Source organism: Blastocatellia bacterium (assembly GCA_035573895.1).
Classification (GTDB): domain Bacteria; phylum Acidobacteriota; class Blastocatellia; order HR10; family HR10; genus DATLZR01.
The window spans coordinates 1-19,471 of record DATLZR010000008.1; the positions used below are offsets into that span (position 1 = coordinate 1).

Consider the following 19,471-nt stretch of genomic DNA (forward strand, 5'->3'; position numbering starts at 1 on the left):
GGGTTCGCAATGCCGGATACATCTACAAGGGGCAGTATGACGGATGGTTCTGCCCCGCCTGCGCCGAGTTCAAAGAAGAAGAGGAGCCGGGGAAGCCGCCGCGGTGTGAGTTGCACAATCGAGAGGCCGAGCGCGTCTCGGAAGAAAGCTACTTTTTCGCTCTCTCGGCCTTTCAGGATCGGCTGCTCGAGTTCTACCGCGAGAACCCGCAGTTCGTGCAACCGGAGGCGCGCGCCAATGAGGTCGTGAGTTTCGTCTCGCGTGGGTTGAAGGACCTCTCCATCAGTCGCGTGTCGGTGCGCTGGGGCATTCCCGTGCCGGATGATCCCCGCCACACGATGTATGTGTGGTTCGATGCGCTGTCGAACTACATCACGGCGCTGGGGTTCGGCAATGACCGTCGCCACCTGGCGCACGGTGGAACTCGGTGGGACGATCCTTTTGCCACGTTCTGGCCTGCCGACGTCCATATCGTTGGCAAAGACATTCTTCGATTTCATGCCGTTTACTGGCCGGCGTTTCTGATGGCCGCGGGGCTGGAGCCTCCGCGCATGGTTTACGCCCACGGGATGTGGCTTTCCGGTGGGCGGAAGATGTCCAAGACGCTCGGCAACACGATTGATCTGGCCGTGCTCAAGCGATTCTTCCCCCTCGATGGGATCCGTTACTTCTGCCTGCGGGAGATGGTCTTCGGCGAGGACGCCGATTTCACCTACGGAGCGCTGATTGACCGCATCAATGCTGATCTCGCCGATGGGCTCGGAAATCTCACGAGTCGCACGCTGACGATGATTCGCTCCTTCTGCGATGGCGTTATTCCGAGCGATGACGCCGCGCTCCAGACCGATGGCGAACGGGAGATCGAAGTGAGTGCCGAGGCGACGATCCGCGCCTTCGTGAGCGAGTTCGATCAGTACCGTTTCAATCGAGCGCTGGAAGCGGCCTGGAGCCTCATCGCCCGGGTGGATAAATATCTCTCCGACAGGAAACCGTGGGAGCTGGCCCGGACGCCCTCGGCCCGGCAGCGGCTGGACGTGGTTCTGGCGACGGCAGTGAAGGCTCTCCGGGTTTTAGCCGTGCTCCTCAGTCCCGTGTTGCCGTCCGCCACGCGCCGACTCTGGCACCAGATGGGATTGAGCGGTGAGCCGGCGGAGATCAATCCCCAGGCACTCAGCTTCGCGGCCGCCATAGGCGGTTGTCGCATCGGGGAGATCACCCCTCTGTTTCCTCGAATCAACAAGGAGAAGACCATGGCTGAAATCGAAAGCGAAAAATCACGCGAAAGCGCAGTCACCCCTTCAGCCTCTCCCGTCGGAACCTTCATCACGATTGACGATTTCGCCAAAGTTGATCTGCGGGCGGGAACTGTCGTTTTCGCCGAGAAGGTGGAGAAGGCCGACAAGCTTCTGCGACTCCTGGTGGACGTGGGAGAAGCCCAGCCGCGCCAGGTGGTCGCCGGGATCGCGCCGTACTACACGCCGGAACAGCTCATTGGTCGGCGCGTTATCCTCGTGGCCAATCTTCAGCCGCGGAAACTGCGGGGATTGGAATCGCAGGGCATGGTTCTGGCCGCGGTCGTAGGCCCGGAAGAGAGACCGGTGCTCGCCGGCTTCCTCGAAGATGTCCCCAATGGGGCGAAATTGAGGTAGCGATCCGTGACGCACGAACGGTGGACCGATCAAGGCGGTCGCTTCGTGGACTCGCACGCGCATCTCTCCGCGCCGGAGTTCGATGCTGACCGCGACGCCGTCATCGCCCGCGCGCGTGACGGAGGCGTCGAGCTGATTCTAAACGTCGCTCTGAGCGATTCCGACCAAGGATTTCAACGGGCGCTGGAGCTGGCCGAGCACTACGATTTTCTCTACGTCGCCATCGGCGTTCATCCCCATGATGCGCGACGGTATAACCCGGAGCTGGAACAGAAGCTCCTTCGCCTGGCCGAGCATCCCAAGGTCATCGCCTGGGGAGAGATCGGATTGGACTACCACTACGATCATTCTCCCCCGGAGGTGCAGCGAGAGGTCTTTTCTCGCCAGCTTCGGCTGGCCCGGCTGCGGCAATTGCCCGTCGTCATTCACACGCGGGAGGCCGAAGAGGATACGCTGACGATTCTGCGCGAGCACTGGCGGGAAAAAGGACGCGAGGGCGTGATGCATTGCTTCACGGGGAGTCATCAGCTCGCACACGCCTGCCTGGCTCAAGGCTTTCACATCTCCTTGTCCGGAATCGTCACATTCAAAAACGCCGATCATCTGCGGCAGCTCGCCCGGTGGGTTCCCATCGAGCGGCTGCTCATCGAAACGGACTGTCCGTATCTTGCCCCGGTGCCCTATCGGGGGCGACGCAATGAGCCCGCCTACGTTCGTGAGGTCGCCCGACAGATCGCCGAGGTTCGAGACCTCTTCCCGCATGACATTGGGAGGATTACCTCCTACAACTTTCGCCGCTTGTTCGAGAAGAGATTGCGACCGGAGCATCGGTTCGAGCGCCGCCGCACGATTGTCTATCAAATTCGCGATTCCCTCTATGTCAATCTGACGAATCGCTGTACGTCGCTCTGCGTCTTTTGCTCGCGGGTGGACGATCCGGTGGCCTCCGGCTACTGGCTGGGAATGAGCGCCGACGAGGAGCCGACGGCAAAGGAAGTCATCGCCGCCATCGGCGATCCGCGCCGGTATCGGGAGATCGTTTTTTGCGGCTACGGCGAGCCGACGCTGAAACTCAGGGAACTGGTCGAGATCGGCCGATATGTGAAGGCGCATGGGGGGCGCGTCCGGGTTGACACCATTGGCCATGCTAATCTGATTCACGGACGGAACGTCGTTCCGGAATTCGTCGGAGCCGTGGATGAGTTTTCTCTGAGCCTGAACGCCCCCACCCGAGAGCAATACGAGAAGCTCGTGCGCAGCGAGTGGCCCGATCGAGCCTTTGATTCCGCTCTCGAATTTGCCCGCGAGGCCGTGCGTCACGGATTTGAGGTCACCTTCACGGTCGTGCGCCTGCCTCACCTGGATGTTGATGCGTGTCGTCAGATCGCTCAGCGCATCGGCGCCCGCTTCCGTGTGAGAGAATACGTGGGAATGACGGGAACCGAATTCGCGCCGGAAAATCGGGAATGATCTTCGATCCGGTATTGTGAAAAGGGAAGGCTCGAAAGCCGACGTTGCGCCTTCTCCACTCCCTTTATCGAAAAGCGAACTCGCGCACGCTCACTTCTCGTTGGACCAAAGTCGCGCAGGGGGATCCGTTTCCCGTTCGATAAAGAATCCCTGCCGGTCCCGGCGAAAGGAGGGAGTCCCGGTCGAGTTCGGCCTGAAGGGCAACGGTTTTTCCGGTGGCCAGTCGGATGGATGCTCCGAGGATCGGCACATCCGTTTCCTCCAGCCACAGACTCAATCGAAGAGGTGAAAATCGGCTGATCGGGGGGATGATTTTCAGATCGAGCACTTCCAGCCCCCGAGGCGATTGCTGGAGAAGTCCCGCCGCGGTATAAGACTGGCGCGTTTCCGGATCGGCGATGAACTCCGGGGCGATGAGCGTCACATCGCCGATGAAAGCGCCGTACCAGGAATCACCGGTATCCCGGAGTGTGACGACGAAAAGCTCATCGCTGACAAATGACAGCAGCATGGCCGGAGGCAGGCAGACAAACGTCCCATCCGTCATGAGGAGCCGTCCGCCAATCGTCGCATTGGTGAAACTGAAGATGACGTTGACCTCATGCAGGCCAACGGCTTTGGCCATCGAAGGGTCGAAGAGAAGATGTTGCTCGTTCAGGCGAGGATCATTGAGCGAGCCGTTGATGAAGATGTATGCAGCCCCGTTCCGCACGCGCGGTCCGACGCCACGAGCGGGGCGCGTTATCTCTGTCCATCCGGGCCAGCAATTATTGCAGGGCGTCGAGAAGCTCGCCTGAATCATCCCTGACTGAGCCCCTGCCCTAAGAGGCAGAAAGGCGGATAAGAGCAAGACGAGGAGAGAAACTGAACGGAAGGCCCTGTGCCACTTGTCTAGAAACCGAATTCCCTCTGGCCTGAGCGATAGAGTCTGCCCGGTTCGAGTGAATATCGGCGAGCGCATCGGGTTCTCCGCAGCCCTATGGTTCATCGCATTGTTCCTCCGCCAACAAAATGGAGCAAACCATGTGCCGCACGACCAATCAGCCGATGCCACCATTAATCCCTTGATGCGGAAACTCTTTCCATCAGGAGACAAAACTCTCGCCCGGTTTCCCTGTTGCCTCAGCGAAACGTCCCGATTTCGCCGGTGAAACATGGCGGGATGGGTGAAGAGATGCCGCAGCCGACAACTCCGCGGTCCAACTGCTTCACAAAAACTTGCCCTCTCCATAGTTCAGTCCGGTATCCCCCCTAATAGAGTCCGCTGGAGGGAAGAAAATTCAGAGAGGGCAAAACCGCCTGATGGGCAGGGACGGAATCTGCTTCCGAAAAGTACGCTCAGGACCCTATTCGGTGGGGTCGTTCATCGTCTCTTTCATCTGACGATGGGGAAACCACAGGGCCGATTTACAGCCTCGATCGGTCGGTCATCTTGCTGATCTTACGTGAGATTTTTCCCACTGCCCGCAGCGACGAACCGGGTCCGCCAGCGAATGAAAAGCGGCCAGAGGGCGAGCTTATCCTCTCCGAGGTTACGTCCGTTGGCGGATAGTTTCGCCTCATTCAGCGTATTCTGCTGGCTATTTTAGAGGAATCGGCCTATGTGCAGACCACGAAGGATGAAGACCCGGGAGCACCTGCTTCGAGCGGGCTTAATATTCAGCTCAAATGAGTGCGCAAGATGTGTGCGCTGCCAGGGATTCTCACAGAAGTCCGGGTCATAGCTGCAAGCAATGATCACGGCGACTCTGAGGGCCGCCGTTGTGGAAGCGTTCAGTGGCGTTTTCAGGAGGGCCTGCGAGCAGCTAGCGGTACATTCCGGTCACCGTCGCAGGGTCAAAAAATGGGTTTCTCCGGAGCCTGTGAGGGGCCGGTTCGGAGGCTCTTCACGCGAGGGATTCGATCAGGCCCGACGCTCGAAGAATGTCACGAATTTGAGCGCGGACGCTCTCCGATGCCGGTGCGAGCGGTGAGCGAGGAGGTCCCCCATAGTAGCCGAGAAGATCGAGTGCCGCTTTGAGACCGGCGATACCGAACTGTGTTGTCACCGCCCGTGCGACGGGAAGAAGCCGCAGTTGCAGTTCGGCCGCGCGCGCGTGATGTCCCGTGGCAACCGCCGTCATGATCTCGTGGCACGCCTGCGGGGCAACGACACTGACGGCGAGAATCGCTCCGCGCGCTCCCACAGCAAGCGCCGGATAAAAAATCGCCGCCGCTCCGGTCAGGACGCTGAATCGAGGGGGAACGAGACGGACAATCTCGGCGAGAAGTCCGAAATTCCCGGAACTATCCTTGATCCCCACGATGTTCGGATGTTCGGCCAGGTGCGCCACGGTGTCGGCCGCGAGCGAGAGGCCGGTGAACTGTGGAACATTGTAGAGGATGATCGGAATGGGCGAGGCATCGGCAATCTTCCGGTAGTGGGCGATGAACCGTTCGGCCGTCAACGATTCCCGATAATAGTGCGGCATCCCCATGAGGATGGCGTCGGCGCGCATGGCAGCGACACGCCGAGCAAATTCGCACGCTTCCCGTGTGGATTGGAAATTTGCCCCGGCGATCATCAGCTTATCGGAAGGGATCACCAGGCGCGCCGTTTCCAGCGCCTGCCAGCGCTCGTGTTCCGTGAGGTGGACGAATTCTCCATTCGATCCGAGCACAACGTAACCGGAATATCCCTGCCGATTCCACCGTTCGATGTTCGAGCGAAAGTGATCGAGGGCCAGATTTTCATCGGCATCGAACGGGGTGGGGATGGGGGGTAAAAGGCCACCGATCTCGCGCGTCATAATCTCCCTCCTTGGAGAGAGGTTCGATGTGCAGTCATCGTTCTCTCAAGGCCTCGTGAAGGACCCGTCCCGTCACATTGCTGGGGACTTCGATCTCCAGAAGAGCCGCCAGCGTCGGGGCCAGGTCGGCGGGAGTACACGGCGTCGTGTAGGTTCCCGGCTTGATCCTGGTCCCGAAGAGAAGAAGGGGAACGTGCGTGTCATAGGTGTGAGGCGAGCCATGCGTCGTCCCTGCCGATTGTCGCCAGAAGATCGCCAGGGGTTCGGTGACGATAATAACGTCTCCGCTTCGTTCCGGGTGGAAGCCGTTAGCGACGAGCGCTCCGAGGCGGTCGTGACGATAATGACCAGCGAGCAGATCGGTTCGGGTGAAGGATGCAGCGACACCCGGAACGGTTTTGGCTGCCTCTGCTGCTGCCCGTTCGACAGCGGCAGGATCGAGGTTCCGCTTGCTGATGGCTTCGCGATTCAAATAGATCATCCCGGCCGCTACCAGAAACTCAGCGCGCGGATCAATCCATTTCTCATCGCCGAACCGGGCACGGAGGTGTTGCTGGACGGCCTCGATGACGGCTGCGGGAGCAATGCGCCGCCCACCGAGCTTATGAGCGGCGGCGAATTCCGGGATCGGCGACACCCCGTGATCGGCGGATAAGGCGGCGATATAGCCTCCGGGTCCGAAGCGACGATCAAGGGAGGAGAAAAGGCGGGCCAGCGTCTGATCGGTCCGCAACGTGAGGTCGGCGACTTCCTGACTGAAGGGGCCATAGGTGTGGCCGGCGATATCATTGGCCGAGAAGCTGATGATCAGCAGATCGGGATCATCGTCCTCGCCGAGGTGTTCGTTCTTGATGGCCGCCAGCGCCAGGTCCACCAGAAGGTCGTTGGCGAACGGTGTCGCCGTCAGGGCATCATAAAAGGCTGGTCCGGGCGAACTGAGACCTCCCGTGATCACATGCGGGAACGTGCGGGTTCCTCCGGGCGAGACGCCTTCGTACGGGCGGTCATCGGCATCAGCCTGCGCGTAAACAGCCGCGGGGAATCCTTTCTCCCACCGGGCGCCGAAATATTTATCGGCCGGTTTGGCGGCGTTGAACTGAGTGACCCAGGGAGGGAGTTCCTGCACGTAGTAGTCGCTCGTGATGAACTGTCCGCTCCGGCTGTCGAACCAGAGAGCGAGATTGCCGCTCTTACCGGCGGGCAAAATGGCGCCCCGATCTTTGAGCGACAGTCCCACGACTTTGGAGCGGAAGTTCGTGCTGAGCCGGAGTTGATCGGCGAAGGTCGTCCCGATGATCGCCTGAGGAGAAACGCCCCGACCGGTGGTACCCACCAATCGCCGCGAGCGGTCCGTGACGCTGCTGACGATTTCGCCACTTCCCCGGTCGAACCACTCGTTGCCGATGATCCCATGCGCAGCGGGAACGGCGCCGGTCGCCAGGGTCGCGTGCCCGGGAGCCGTCAGCGTCTGCGCGTAGCTGTAGAAACAGTTGGTGAAGACGGCTCCCTCGTCGAGAAATCGCCGGAACCCTCCAATGCCGAAAAAGGACTTGAAGCGGAAAAGATAATCCTGCGGGAATTGATCAATGATGATGAGAACGATCAGTTTCGGTCGGTGGGGAACGCCTCTCACCTGCGGTCGGGATTGGGCAAAAAGCGTCGCCGAAAACAGAAGCAGGCTGAGAGCCAGGGCGATACCGCGCGATCGTTGAGTCTTCATACGATTGTCCCTTTGTCGCGTTGTGACGGAAAAATCCGCTACTGGGGGAGCCGGGCACGCGGACGCTTATCGTCTTGGTGCCGTTGTCTCTCCCGGCTGCGCCTACGTCCGGGTGGAGGAATGCTCGCCACCGATGATCGAGAGGAAGTGCCCCAGCTTCTCCTTCTTCACCCGGAGGTAGGGGAGCGTCTCGGCCGATGGTTGAACTTCCAGCGGCACGCGCTCGACGATATTGACACCGGCGTTGCGGAGCGAGGCGATTTTGGCAGGGTTGTTCGAGAGGAGTCGGATGCGATCCACGCCGAGCCATTTCAGGATCGCCGCGCACTCTTCATAGGATCGTTCATCGGCGCCGAAGCCAAGCTCCAGATTGGCTTCGACCGTATCACGCCCTTTGTCCTGTAGCTCATAGGCCCGAATCTTATTGAGCAGGCCGATCCCGCGCCCCTCCTGCGGATGATAGATGATGATGCCGCAACCTTCTTCCTCGATCAGTTGCATCGAGCGTCGCAACTGCCAGCCACAGTCGCATTTGATGGAGTGGAAGACGTCGCCCGTCAGACATTGCGAGTGAATACGGACGAGGCAAGCCGGAGCTTCGGCGATGCGGCCCTTGGTGAGAACCACGTATTCCTGTCCCGAAGGCGCGACGCGGAAGCCCATCACACGAAATTCACCGATCTCCGTGGGCAAGCGGGCCTCGGCGACTTTTTCCACCAGGATGGCGGGTTTCGTCGAAGGGCTCGAAGACGCGCTCTCGTGCATCCTTTTCGACTGTCCGTTTTCCCCCATTGTCTTCCTCCCACAGCGTGCGCGAGCGTCTCAAACTCTCTTTCCGTCTCGCGCGATGACGGGCAATTATCTCATATCATGATCTCGTCTGCAATTTCGCTGCTGTGGCGATGATTGATCCGCCACCCCTGAGACTCCCGGAGCTGAACGCGACGGAGAAGGGCGCAACCGCCTATCCCCTTGCGACCCGGCGCGATCTGGCTTGACGGTGACCTGCGCCGGATGGTAGACTGACCACGCAACCAGTGGAAAAAAGCTACCAAAATATGGCAGTGTCACGACAGCACGAGCGATTCGTGCACCATCATTTTATTTTTTCCGCTCTCTCTCGCTGGGCTCCAATCTTTCATCCATCAAGGAGGTAGGCGTGGCTTTCAAGGTAGGACAGAAGGTCGTCTATCCGAACCATGGCATCGGAATCATCGAGCAAATTTGTGTGCGCCAGGTTCTCAACGGAGAAGAATGTGAGTTTTATCAGTTGCGCCTGGTGGCCACGAATTCGGTGGTGATGGTTCCGGTCGTCAATGCGAGAGATGTCGGCCTGCGTCCTCCGATTTCGTCGGAAGGATGCGCCCGCTTATTTAAGGTACTCGCCGACGATTTTGAAGACCCTCCGGCTGACTGGAAAGATCGGTATAAACTGTTCACCGATCGCATGCGGACCGGTGATATTTTCGAGATGGCGGAAGTTCTCAAGACGCTCGTCTATCTCGATTCGATCAAGCCGCTGTCATTCCGGGAAAAGAGATTGTTGGAAAAAGCCCGCCAGTTGGTTGTGGCGGAGATTGCCGAGGTGACGCGCAAGCCCGTCTCCCATGTTGAGCCGATGCTCGACGAAGCCCTCTCGCGGGCCTGCCTCAAGCACCAGGCGGGCAACGGAAAGGCCCGCATGGCCATGGCCGCCAGCCGCTGATGCGGGCTCGGTCATGGGGGGAGATGGCGTTGGGAAGCTGACGCGTCTCACTTGGATGAAGAAGTTTTATGGACGATCCAGGCTCTCTGCTTGATAATCTCCGAGTCCTTCTGGTCTTCCTTCTTGTTTTGCTCAATGGCTTTTTCGTTATGTCGGAGTTCGCTCTGGTGACCGTGCGGCGATCCTGGGTGGAGACGATGGCCGGCCGGGGCGACCGACGGGCTCGCGTGTTATTGCGCGTGATCTCGAAAATTGATGACTACATCGCCGCCACGCAGTTGGGAATCACCATCGCCAGCATCGCCCTCGGTTGGGTAGGCGAACCCGCTTTGTCCCGTCTGCTGGAGCCTTTGTTCGCTCCCCTGGCGTCGAACTTTCTCACCTCGTTTGCCAGCCATACACTGGCGGTCGTCCTCGCGTTCACCATCATCACTTTCCTTCACGTGGTGGTTGGTGAACTGGCTCCGAAGACCCTCGCCCTGGAGCGAACCCAGTCCATTGCCCTGCTTGTTGCCCGACCGATGGAGCTTTTTTATCGCATGTTCAAACCGTTTGTCCTCTTACTCAACCGATCGGGAATTTTTGTCCTTCGGTTGCTGGGAATCCCTCCGACGCACGGTCACGGGGGAATGTATGCTGAGGAGATCCAACACCTCATCAATGTGAGTCACGAGCAGGGATTGCTCGAACCCGTCGAACATCAGCTCATCAGCAATGTCTTTCACTTTTCCGGCGCAACCGTCCGGGATGCCATGCGTCCCCGGGCGGAGGTGACGGCCCTCGAGGCCTCGACTCCGTTTGATGAGATCATTCGCACCTTCGAGGCCTCGGGCTACTCGCGCATTCCGGTCTACCGGCAGCAGTGGGACAACGTCATTGGAATCCTCCACAGCAAGGACCTGCTGCGGTATCTTCGCCAGCCGGAACGATTCAAGATCGAGCAGGTCGTTCACTCCCCCTTTTTCGTTCCCGACTCCGCCTCGCTCGACGACGTACTCCGTCAGATGCGCCAGAAGAAGAACCATTTCGCTCTGGTCGTGGACGAATACGGCGTGATCGAGGGAATCATCACGCTGGAGGACATCCTCGAGGAGCTGGTGGGAGAGATTCATGATGAGCATGATCTGGACGAAGAGCGCATTGTGCGACGGCCGGATGGCTCGATCGTGCTGGCGGGAAGCGTGACCGTTCGTGAGGTGAATCGTGCTCTTGGCCTGAACCTCCCCGAATCGGACGACTATAACACGGTGGCGGGATTCCTCATGACTCACACCGGTCGGCTGCCGCTTCTTGGCGATCGAATCACCTACAACGGCGTGACCTTCACTGTCGAAAAAATGGAAGGGCGGCGCGTGACTCGAATCTGCCTGGAGATCGGGGAATCGCATCAGCGTGTTCCCGAGATGCCCCCTCGCCCTGAGCGGAAGGATCGCGCGGATGTGTGCCAGCCGGAATCAGCTCCGCCGACCGAAGCCGGCGTCCGGGGGTGATCGCTCACTCCCGTTCGATCTCGTACGTCATCGTCACCGTGGTGGCTTCCCTCAGCATCGCCGAGACGCTGCAATATTTCGTCGCTGAGAGGTGAACGGCATCGCGGACGGCCTTTTCCGACAGATTGGGCCCCCGGAGAATATGCCGCACCATGATATTTTCCCAAATCCGGGGATAGCTTTCGCGCCGCGTGGCGCTCACGCGAACTTCGTAATGGGTGATCTTCTGTCGCTTCTTCTTGAGAATGCTTTCCACATCGGACGCGGTACAGGCTCCAAGCGCGATGAGCAGCAGGTGCATTGGTCCGGGGGCGCTGTCGCGCTGGCGATTCACATCAAGGACAAGAGCCCGACCCGTCGGTGATTGACCCACGAAGAGTTCATCATCGGCGAGAACAACTCTCACTTCATCCATTCGTCGCTTTCCTCCGAATGTGTCCGTCTCCGTCACGGGGTGGGGTCCTCTCCCACGCCGGAGGGTTAGGTGATTCAAATCCCAATGTAGCGAGCGTAGAGGCTTCGGGCCTGCGCCGTATCTGTTGTTCCCTTGATGATGCAGTGACCGTCAGGAAAAAGATTCAGCTCGTAACCGTCCACCCGGAAGATGAGAAGAAATTCCTTCACGATGACTTCGCCGAGCGGCCGCAGTCGTTCGGCCACGTCGCTGAGGTTCAGCGAGGCCTCGCCGACGCGGGAAATATGAACGGCATCACGGCCGCACAACGTCAGGGCCACCTGCTTCGTTCGCGCGTCGAGGAATTCAAAGACGCGGCGCTGACAGGTCAAACAGTCAGACGACCGTTGAACATTTTTCAGGGAGACGCGATGAAGTGCGAGCGGCCAGACATCCACCTGAACGAGGCCTCCGTGGAGCGCCTCGATGTTGCCCGTGAGAATCTTGAGGGCTTCGGAGACCTGGATGGAAGCAACCATCATGACGGCGGGGAGGAGCACGCCCACCGTGTCGCAGGTCGGAGAAGTTCCGGGCGGGGGAAGCGTCTCCAGCAGGCAGCGGAAACAGGGAGTCTCGCCCGGACGAATCGTCATCGTCAATCCATAAGACCCAACGACCGCTCCATAGATCCAGGGTTTTCCCCATTTCACACAGGCATCATTGATGAGGAAGCGCGTCTCGAAATTATCCGTTCCGTCCAGGACGAGGTCCACATCGCCGATGATCTTCTCGATATTTCGGTTGGTGACATCAGTGACCAGGGCTTCGACCTGAATATCCGAGTTGATGCGGGCGATGCGTCGTTGACAGGCGATGGCCTTGGGAAGGCGATCGCGCGCATCCTGTTCGTCGAACATGACCTGGCGCTGGAGATTCGATTCCTCGACGAAATCGCGGTCAACCAGGCGCAGCCGACCGACGCCAGCCCGCGCAAGTGCTTCGATCTGCACGCCACCGAGCGCCCCACACCCGATGACAGCCACATGGCTTTGGAGAAGTCGTCGCTGTCCCGCCTCGCCGATGGGGACAAAGAGAATCTGCCGCGAGTACTTTTCCATCATCGTTGCCAGCCACAACGAAGGTAGCTGGTGCGTGTCGGGACTGTCAATTGATCGTGTTTCGTCTCCGCGCTCATCCACCTGTTGCGACTCTGCGCACTGGATCTTCCCTTACGGGGAAGGGAAGATGTCACGCGCTTCGCCCCGACACTAATTTCCCCCGCTGAGACCCCACTTCATTGTAATGGTCGGATTCCTCCAGATGAAAGAGACCACCCCGACGCGCCGGCAGTACCGGGTTCCTCTACGACATCACCCCGATAGATTATCCCTTCCCTCCGGCGACGGCGGGAACGATGGATACTTCGGCTCCGTCGGTCACTTCAGTCGTGAGTCCGTCGAGGAAGCGAATGTCCTCGCCATTGACGTAGATGTTGACGAAGCGGCGAAGCTGACCGGTCTCGTCGAACAATCGCTCGGTAATGCCGGGAAACTGCTTCTCCAGCGAGTGAAAGAGATCCCTGATCGTTCGCCCCGAGGCCTCGACCAGATCGAGATTGTTGGTGAAGCGGCGAAGAGGTTGTGGTATACGTACCGTTATTGCCATCGTTGCCCTCCTTCATTGGCCACATCTGTGAGAATCTCATTATGAGTCCTGATCCATCACGGGGAGGCGCAGAGGGGAACAAGTGATCGAGCCTTCGTCCGCATCTCCCCATCCCTGACGACCGGTCATAAGGCGCAAAGCGACAAAGCTGATCACGCCATGCTGCATCTCTCCAGCGCGCCAGCTCTTGGCTTCTTTGCACTACACCGTCGCCAACGGCAGCGGCGGTTCTGACCATAATTCGCGGTGCCGCCAATGGCCGTTTACCTTCGATAGGAGCCCACGACGGACCCTTGTTCCACAAGCTTCCGAACTTCTGACAGTGTCGGTGAAATCGAGTGCGGTGGTTCGATGTCCACGGCCTCGGCGGTCTTGAGTCCGTTCCCCGTAATGGCAATGACCGTCAGGTCGTCAGGCGCAATCCACCCTTGAGCGATGAGTTTTCTCGTGACGGCGACGGTCACTCCGCCTGCGGTTTCGGTGAAGATCCCTTCCGTTTCCGCCAGCAATGCGATCCCCTCGATGATTTCTCGGTCCGAGGCATCCTCGGCCCATCCGCCGGTTTCGCGGATGAGACGGGCGGCAAAATATCCATCGGCAGGATTTCCGATAGCGAGCGATTTGGCAATCGTGTTGGGCTTGACCGGAACGATTTCATCGGTTCCTGCTTTGACAGCGGCGGAAATGGGATTACAGCCGCTGGCTTGAGCGCCGAACATCCTCGTTTTGACCTCCGGCAGCAGTCCGACGCGCCGAAGCTCCTGCCAGGCTTTATAAATCTTGGTGATGAGCGCCCCTCCAGCCATGGGGACGACAATGGCATCGGGCACGCGCCAGCCGAGTTGTTCAGCGATTTCAAAGCCAACCGTTTTCGATCCTTCAGCGTAAAAGGGCCGCAGATTCACATTCACGAGTGCCCAGGGGAAGGCATCGGCGATCTCGTTACAGAGGCGATTGACATCATCGTAGTTGCCACGAATGCCGATGACTTCCGCTCCGTAGACGCGGGTACCCACGATTTTCGGTACTTCCAAATTTTCCGGGACGAAAATGTAGGCTCTCAACCCGGCCGCCGCCGCACCTGCTGCCACCGAGTTGGCCAGATTCCCGGTAGAGGCACATCCCACGATCTGGAAGCCGAATTCGAGGGCCTTTGAGATGGAAACCGCCACCACCCGATCCTTGAACGAGAGCGTGGGATGATTGACGGCATCATTCTTGATGTAGAGGTTCTTTAACCCGAGGGCAGCGCCCAGACGCTCGGCTCGAATCAGGGGAGTGAAGCCCGTTTCGCGCCCGACGCGCGGCTGCTCGTTCACGGGCAGGAACTCACGATACCGCCACATCGTCGGAGGCCGAGAGGCAATTACATCCGGGTTAATGGCTCCCGCTATCCGATCATAATCGTAATCCACTTCAACCGGACCGAAACATTCGTCGCAAATGGCCCGCGGTTCGACCGGATAGTGACTCCCGCAGATCCGACAACTCAAACCAACGACGTAGCTCATTGTTTCTCTCCTTCCAGCCCAACCGACCTCCCCAAATCAAAAACCCCGCGCTAAACAGCACGGGGTTCATTTTTGTTACGGAGTTTCCTCCGGGCTGTTTAGACAGTTTTTTACGTGGAGCAAGTCGCCGTAAATCGCCACGTTATTCAATTGTGAATGGCAGAATTTACGATGCCTCTCTCAATCTGTCAAGACGTGTGCCAAAAGTTTCCGCCCCGATCTCCAGCCACATTCAATTGCGGCACCCACCGGGATAGGCGGGCAAGAAGCGTCCGCTCCCGGGGAGAAACTCATTCGCCAATTGCTCCAAAGTCAAGCGCCAGGGTCCTGTCTGTCCGTCGCTCGCGCTGGATTCGCCAGAGGGGAGGGGCGAGAGCAAATCGTTGCGAACCACAGGGTGTGACTGATTCATCACACGGGCGCGGCGGATGATGCCGTTGCCAGGAGATTTCGGAGCGATTCCAGCGTGATGTTTCCTCCCGACTGGTCGAGCACAACAGTTCGGCCTCGCAGGCGCTCTTTGATTTTCAGCGCGGCGGCCAGCGGTGCCGCTCCCGCTCCTTCGACCAGGTTGTGCGTGGCTTCCATCATCAACAGCATCGCCTGGCGAATCTCGTCGTCGCTGACGAGGACGAAATCAGTCAGATACTGCCTGAGAATAGAGACCGTCATCTCAAATCCCACGCGCGTTGCCAATCCCTCGGCGAACGTCGTCATCGTCGCCGTAGCGACCAGTCGTCCATCGCGCCATGAGAGATACGCTGCCGGTGCTCCCTCCGATTGAACGCCGATCACTTCGATCCGAGGATTGAGAGCTTTGACCGCTGTGGAGATCCCGGCGGCACCGCTTCCCCCTCCGACGGGAACGATAATCACGTCCACCTGGGGAAGGTCTTCCACGATCTCCAGACCAATTGTTCCCACACCGGCGATGAGATGGGGCTCGTTGGCCGAATGGACATAGCGATAGCCTTCGCGCTCAGCTATCGCTTCCACATACTCGCGGGCCTCGTCGAAATCGGCTCCGTGAAAGATCACCTCGGCTCCGAGCCGCTGGATGGCGCGAACTTTATCGGGATTGCTTCCAACAGGGACAACGACAACGGCGCGCACGCCGAAGAGCTGCGCGGCGTAGGCGATGGATTGACCATGATTGCCAGTGGATGCCGTAATGACGCCGCGCTTCCTCTCTTCGGGAGTGAGGCGGGAGATGAGATTGATCCCTCCGCGTACCTTGAAGGCTCCGATCGGTTGGTGATTCTCGTGCTTGACGTAAACGGAGGCTCCGATAAGCTCGGATAATCCGGCGTAATAGTAGAGTGGAGTGCGGTTGAGGTAACGACGTATCACCCGCCGGGCTTCAAGAATCTCGGCCATGCTGACAGTAGGCTCCATCATACCCACGCTTCGTTCCTTTCGTGCTGACCCGCTGCAAGCGGGAGCGCAAAGCTATCAAAGAGACGCCGACCGTTCAAGGGTGCCGGAGCGGATGTGTCTGTTCGGCCATTGGCCGTGACGGGGCGATCCCCGACGATATCCTGGCGCTCTGGTCCTCTGCGGAGAAGACGCTTCAGCATCATCGCGAGCGAAGCGCCTTGATCGCAATATTGCCGTTGATGGTCGCGAGGATGATTCTTTGATCTCCACCGCCGAGCACATATCGTGCGCGAATCTCTTTCTGCTGGGCGTCCATCTCGTGGGATTCGGCAGGGAAGTCCGAGCGAATGCTGGAGGTGCGGCTGTGTCGTTCCCAGTTTCCTCTGATCTCGATGCGGGCCTCGATGGTGGCGGACGCAGACTCCGGCAAGAACAGGGAAATATCACCCCCGGTTGTTGCCAGTGTGCTCAATCCTGTGCCGCGAGGTCGCAACTCGACGAGGATGTCCCCTCCGGACGTGCGGGCCTCAACCGAACCTTCAATCTCGCGCAGGATGATGTCTCCGCCGGATGTTTTCGCTACGACGGTATCCCGTGCTCCGTGAACCTCGATGTCTCCCCCGGACGTCGTGAGCGATGCCGATCCCTTCACGGCTTTCAGCTTGATGTCAGAGCCGGTGGTCGAGATTGTCACCGGTCCACCAATGTCGCCCTGAATCTGGAGATTGCCGCCCGATGTCTTGAGCGTGGCAGTGCCGGAAATTTTTCTCATGCGGATCGTTCCCCCGGAGGTCGAAACTGTGGCGTCCCCTCCGACGTCACCGACCGTCACGTCTCCACCCGAGGTGCTGGCCTTCAGATTCTTGCCCACCTGCATGATCCGGATGTCTCCGCCGGAGGTCGAAGCCTGAAGGTCCCCGCCGATGGTATCGGCCTCAATGTCGCCGCCCGATGTTTTGAGCACGGCATCTCCCAGAATGTTCGTCGTCCGCACGTCGCCGCCCGAAGTCGTCAGGACCACATTCCCCCTGACCTCGGCGAGCCTCAGATCACCCCCGGAGGTCGAACCTTCAATCTGGCCGGTCAGCGGAGTTTCGAGGACAATATCTCCGCCAGCCGTCCTGAGATCGAGGTTAAAGTGGGAAGGAACGATGGCGATGAACCGCACGTCATTGGAGCGTCGCCTCCGGGGCTGATACTCAACCCGCACGCGCTGATCTTTCTGAAACATCACCAGGCGACTTCGTTCCTCTTCGGGCACTGCTTCGGCCACCACCTCGACGACATCCTTCTCCCAGGTCTTGATCCGAATGTCTCCGGCAACGAGCATTTCCAGGATCCCGCCGGCGCTCACGGCGAAAGACTGCGACACGCGCTCCCTCTGTTGCGGGAAAGCAAAGACCGCAGGACCAGGGGCTATGGCGATATAGAGCAACACGCTGCATGCCAGGCTTCTCATAGCGTTCTCCTTCTGATATGACGTGCCGTTCTCCCATACGATCACCGGGCCGAAGAGGTGCCAAAAATTTCGCCGTCTTGCCCAGCACCCCCGGGTAAGGGTTTCTTAAAAGCACTCGGCCGGGGGCAGTAGGGGAGCCACATCTATCTCGCATGGGTGAGTTCTTCCCGATCCCTGTTTCTGTCCTGAGCGCCGATGGAAGGGGATGGCTCCACCGATGTCTTTTGCATCTGCAGGGGAATTTTGACGTAAAGGATGGGAAGAAGTAGAATGGGGGGCGACGCAGATGGCGAAGACAAAGGCCATATATCTTCCGCTAATTATTGAACCGAATGACGATGGTTATCTGGCCCGGTGTCCCAGCATCCAGGGAGCCTTCGCCGAGGGAGATACTCCAGAAGAGGCGATCTTCAACTGTATTGACGTCATCAAGATGATCGCCGCCTACCGCGCGGAAAGGAGAGAGAGCTTAGGTTTATCTGAAATCGAGCTGACACCCGATATGCGGATGACGTTGGCTGTTCTGATCGGAGTTGACGAATGAGCCTGATTCGCTGGTTGAATCATCCTGAGATCGTGAATTGTTGCGCAAGTTTCTGACGCGGAGTTTATGCGTGACCCAGCTTCGAGAGTTAAGCTAGAGATCGTCAGACGATTGCGTAAGTTGGGATTTCGCTTCTATAGGCAAGGGAAGGGCTCCCATGAGTTATGGGTGAGGGATAAGGATGGTCGAGTCATCCCCGTCCCACGCTACAAGGGGAAGAAGGTACGGAAGGGGACGGTGCGAGCGATCATTCGCGAAACTGGTGTGTCCGTGGAGGAATTCATGAAGTTATAGGCGTTCTATCCATTCGCTCTGGTGAAGGGCGGTGATCGCCGGTTCGTTCACCTTTGTCTCTTAAATACCCTCGCGCATGTGCCCTCCTGATTGTCACGTGCCGTTCTCCCATACGATCACCGGGCGGAAAAGGTGCCGAAAATTTCTCCGTCTCTGCCAGAAACCCTGGGCAAGGGCGTCCTAAAAGCACCGTGTTGATTGGTGGAAGAAGAGCCACGCCTGTGTCGCAGGGACAGGGTTTCCCAATCCCTGTTTCCGTCCGCATCGCCGGGTGAAGAAGGTCTGTCGGGCGGAACCGTAAAGTCGCGATGATAGACGTGCGATGAGCACTGCCGACCCTTGTGGACCTTACAAACAACACCGGGAGAGCGTGTATCTGGAGAGAGCGATCCGATTGACAAACCGTGACCTCAAACCTAATCTTATAGCCTGATTTTCGTTGAGAGGGATGCGCATGGCTGAGGAGACAACGAAGACTTCCGCCAACGACGGCCTCGTTACCTCGTCCGGTCAGGGCCTGGTGGGAATTCAGCCGATGCATGCCACCGATGATGAGCGGAGCCGTTCTCCGGCCGCGTTCAGTGCAGTGGATGACGGGTGCGGTTGCCTAGAACTGGGTGATTCTTCTCCACAGGATGACGCGCCATCTTCAGAGGGAGTCCTTCACTCCGTAGGCGCAGCGCAGGCCGGGGTCATGAGCCAGCCGATGGAGCTGCTCGGCGCCCCCACCGCCGGAGTCGGCGGGGAGGAAGGCCCGGCGACTCCTGATGAGATAGTGACGGTGGCTCACCTCTGGCAGGAAGCCAAAGCGTTTTTGCGCGATCTCGTCTTCGCAGTTCTCATCGCCATCCTGGTCATCGTTTTCGTCGTTCAGCCGGTTCGGGTCGAGGGAACGAGCATGTTACCCCGCTTGCACGATGGCGAACGTATTTTCGTCAACAAGTTCATCTACCGATTTGAGAAGATCGAGCGGGGGGACATTGTTGTCTTCTGGTATCCCAACGATCCCTCAAAGTCGTTTATCAAGCGGGTGATCGGATTGCCCGGCGAGACCATTTCCATCCGCGAGGGAGTCGTCTACGTGGATGGCATGCCGCTGGAGGAGAAGTACATTGATCCCGCCTTTCACGTCCGACGGGAGAACATGCCGCCGGTCTACGTGCGGGATCATTACTATTTCGTCATGGGCGATAATCGCGATTCCAGTAACGACAGTCGCCAGTGGGGACTCGTGCCCGAAAAATACATCTACGGCAAGGCCATATTCCGCTACTGGCCCCTGAGCAGCTTCGGGACGATTAACTGACCTATGTCCTCGGTCCTCAGCCTGGCGCGGGAACTGCTCCTCAGTCCCCAGATTTTTTTCCGACGGCTGGAGACCTCACGAGATGCGGTTCGCATGGC

The 19,471-nt window shown here is 58.8% G+C and carries 17 protein-coding genes; 7 read left to right on the forward strand and 10 right to left on the reverse strand.

The annotated features are described in order from the left end of the window. On the forward strand, positions 1-1,649 hold a 1,649-nt coding region (metG, locus tag VNM72_00620; GenBank protein HXF03902.1), incomplete at its 5' end, for a methionine--tRNA ligase subunit beta. Positions 1,650-1,655: 6 nt separating this feature from the next. Beyond that, positions 1,656-3,119, forward strand: coding sequence for a TatD family hydrolase (locus VNM72_00625; protein ID HXF03903.1), 1,464 nt, complete (start codon positions 1,656-1,658; stop codon positions 3,117-3,119). Positions 3,120-3,183: 64 nt separating this feature from the next. Here the strand turns inward: VNM72_00625 and VNM72_00630 are convergent, their stop codons facing one another. The 4 genes from VNM72_00630 to ribA all read right to left on the reverse strand — a co-directional run bounded on the left by VNM72_00630 (position 3,184) and on the right by ribA (position 8,393). Continuing rightward, on the reverse strand, positions 3,184-3,921 hold the full coding sequence (locus tag VNM72_00630; GenBank protein ID HXF03904.1) for a hypothetical protein: 738 nt from the start codon (positions 3,919-3,921) through the stop codon (positions 3,184-3,186). Positions 3,922-5,005: 1,084 nt separating this feature from the next. After that, a complete protein-coding gene (locus VNM72_00635; protein ID HXF03905.1) occupies positions 5,006-5,908 on the reverse strand; it encodes a dihydrodipicolinate synthase family protein in 903 nt (300 codons plus the stop codon). Between the two features lie 34 nt (positions 5,909-5,942). Beyond that, positions 5,943-7,628: an alkaline phosphatase family protein gene (locus VNM72_00640; protein ID HXF03906.1), complete on the reverse strand. Its 1,686-nt coding sequence runs from the start codon at positions 7,626-7,628 to the stop codon at positions 5,943-5,945. A 102-nt stretch (positions 7,629-7,730) separates the two neighbouring features. Beyond that, positions 7,731-8,393: a GTP cyclohydrolase II gene (gene ribA, locus VNM72_00645; protein HXF03907.1), complete on the reverse strand. Its 663-nt coding sequence runs from the start codon at positions 8,391-8,393 to the stop codon at positions 7,731-7,733. A gap of 394 nt (positions 8,394-8,787) precedes the next feature. Between ribA and VNM72_00650 the strand changes: the two genes are divergently transcribed. Both VNM72_00650 and VNM72_00655 read left to right on the forward strand, forming a co-directional pair. Further along, positions 8,788-9,333: a CarD family transcriptional regulator gene (locus VNM72_00650; protein HXF03908.1), complete on the forward strand. Its 546-nt coding sequence runs from the start codon at positions 8,788-8,790 to the stop codon at positions 9,331-9,333. A 68-nt stretch (positions 9,334-9,401) separates the two neighbouring features. Then, on the forward strand, positions 9,402-10,823 hold the full coding sequence (locus VNM72_00655; GenBank protein ID HXF03909.1) for a hemolysin family protein: 1,422 nt from the start codon (positions 9,402-9,404) through the stop codon (positions 10,821-10,823). A gap of 4 nt (positions 10,824-10,827) precedes the next feature. Here VNM72_00655 and VNM72_00660 read toward each other — a convergent pair whose 3' ends face one another. From VNM72_00660 to VNM72_00685, 6 genes are all read right to left on the reverse strand, one after another. Beyond that, positions 10,828-11,238, reverse strand: coding sequence for an OsmC family protein (locus tag VNM72_00660; protein HXF03910.1), 411 nt, complete (start codon positions 11,236-11,238; stop codon positions 10,828-10,830). Positions 11,239-11,312: 74 nt separating this feature from the next. After that, on the reverse strand, positions 11,313-12,338 hold the full coding sequence (locus tag VNM72_00665) for a ThiF family adenylyltransferase (GenBank protein HXF03911.1): 1,026 nt from the start codon (positions 12,336-12,338) through the stop codon (positions 11,313-11,315). A 262-nt stretch (positions 12,339-12,600) separates the two neighbouring features. After that, positions 12,601-12,882 carry a ubiquitin-like small modifier protein 1 gene (locus VNM72_00670; GenBank protein HXF03912.1) on the reverse strand — a complete coding sequence of 94 codons (282 nt, stop codon included), beginning with the start codon at positions 12,880-12,882 and terminating at the stop codon, positions 12,601-12,603. 263 nt (positions 12,883-13,145) lie between these two features. Further along, the gene (thrC, locus tag VNM72_00675) at positions 13,146-14,393 is read right to left on the reverse strand and encodes a threonine synthase (GenBank protein HXF03913.1); all 1,248 of its coding nucleotides are present in this window, start codon (positions 14,391-14,393) and stop codon (positions 13,146-13,148) included. A gap of 411 nt (positions 14,394-14,804) precedes the next feature. Further along, a complete protein-coding gene (locus tag VNM72_00680; protein ID HXF03914.1) occupies positions 14,805-15,791 on the reverse strand; it encodes a threonine dehydratase in 987 nt (328 codons plus the stop codon). Between the two features lie 178 nt (positions 15,792-15,969). Then, the gene (locus tag VNM72_00685; GenBank protein ID HXF03915.1) at positions 15,970-17,229 is read right to left on the reverse strand and encodes a hypothetical protein; all 1,260 of its coding nucleotides are present in this window, start codon (positions 17,227-17,229) and stop codon (positions 15,970-15,972) included. Positions 17,230-17,515: 286 nt separating this feature from the next. On the opposite strand from VNM72_00685, the gene VNM72_00690 reads away from it, so the two are divergent. The 3 genes from VNM72_00690 to lepB all read left to right on the forward strand — a co-directional run bounded on the left by VNM72_00690 (position 17,516) and on the right by lepB (position 19,373). Beyond that, positions 17,516-17,773: a type II toxin-antitoxin system HicB family antitoxin gene (locus VNM72_00690; GenBank protein ID HXF03916.1), complete on the forward strand. Its 258-nt coding sequence runs from the start codon at positions 17,516-17,518 to the stop codon at positions 17,771-17,773. Between the two features lie 66 nt (positions 17,774-17,839). Then, a complete protein-coding gene (locus VNM72_00695; protein HXF03917.1) occupies positions 17,840-18,067 on the forward strand; it encodes a type II toxin-antitoxin system HicA family toxin in 228 nt (75 codons plus the stop codon). A gap of 454 nt (positions 18,068-18,521) precedes the next feature. After that, positions 18,522-19,373: a signal peptidase I gene (gene lepB, locus VNM72_00700; GenBank protein ID HXF03918.1), complete on the forward strand. Its 852-nt coding sequence runs from the start codon at positions 18,522-18,524 to the stop codon at positions 19,371-19,373. The last annotated feature ends 98 nt before the right edge of the window (positions 19,374-19,471 follow it).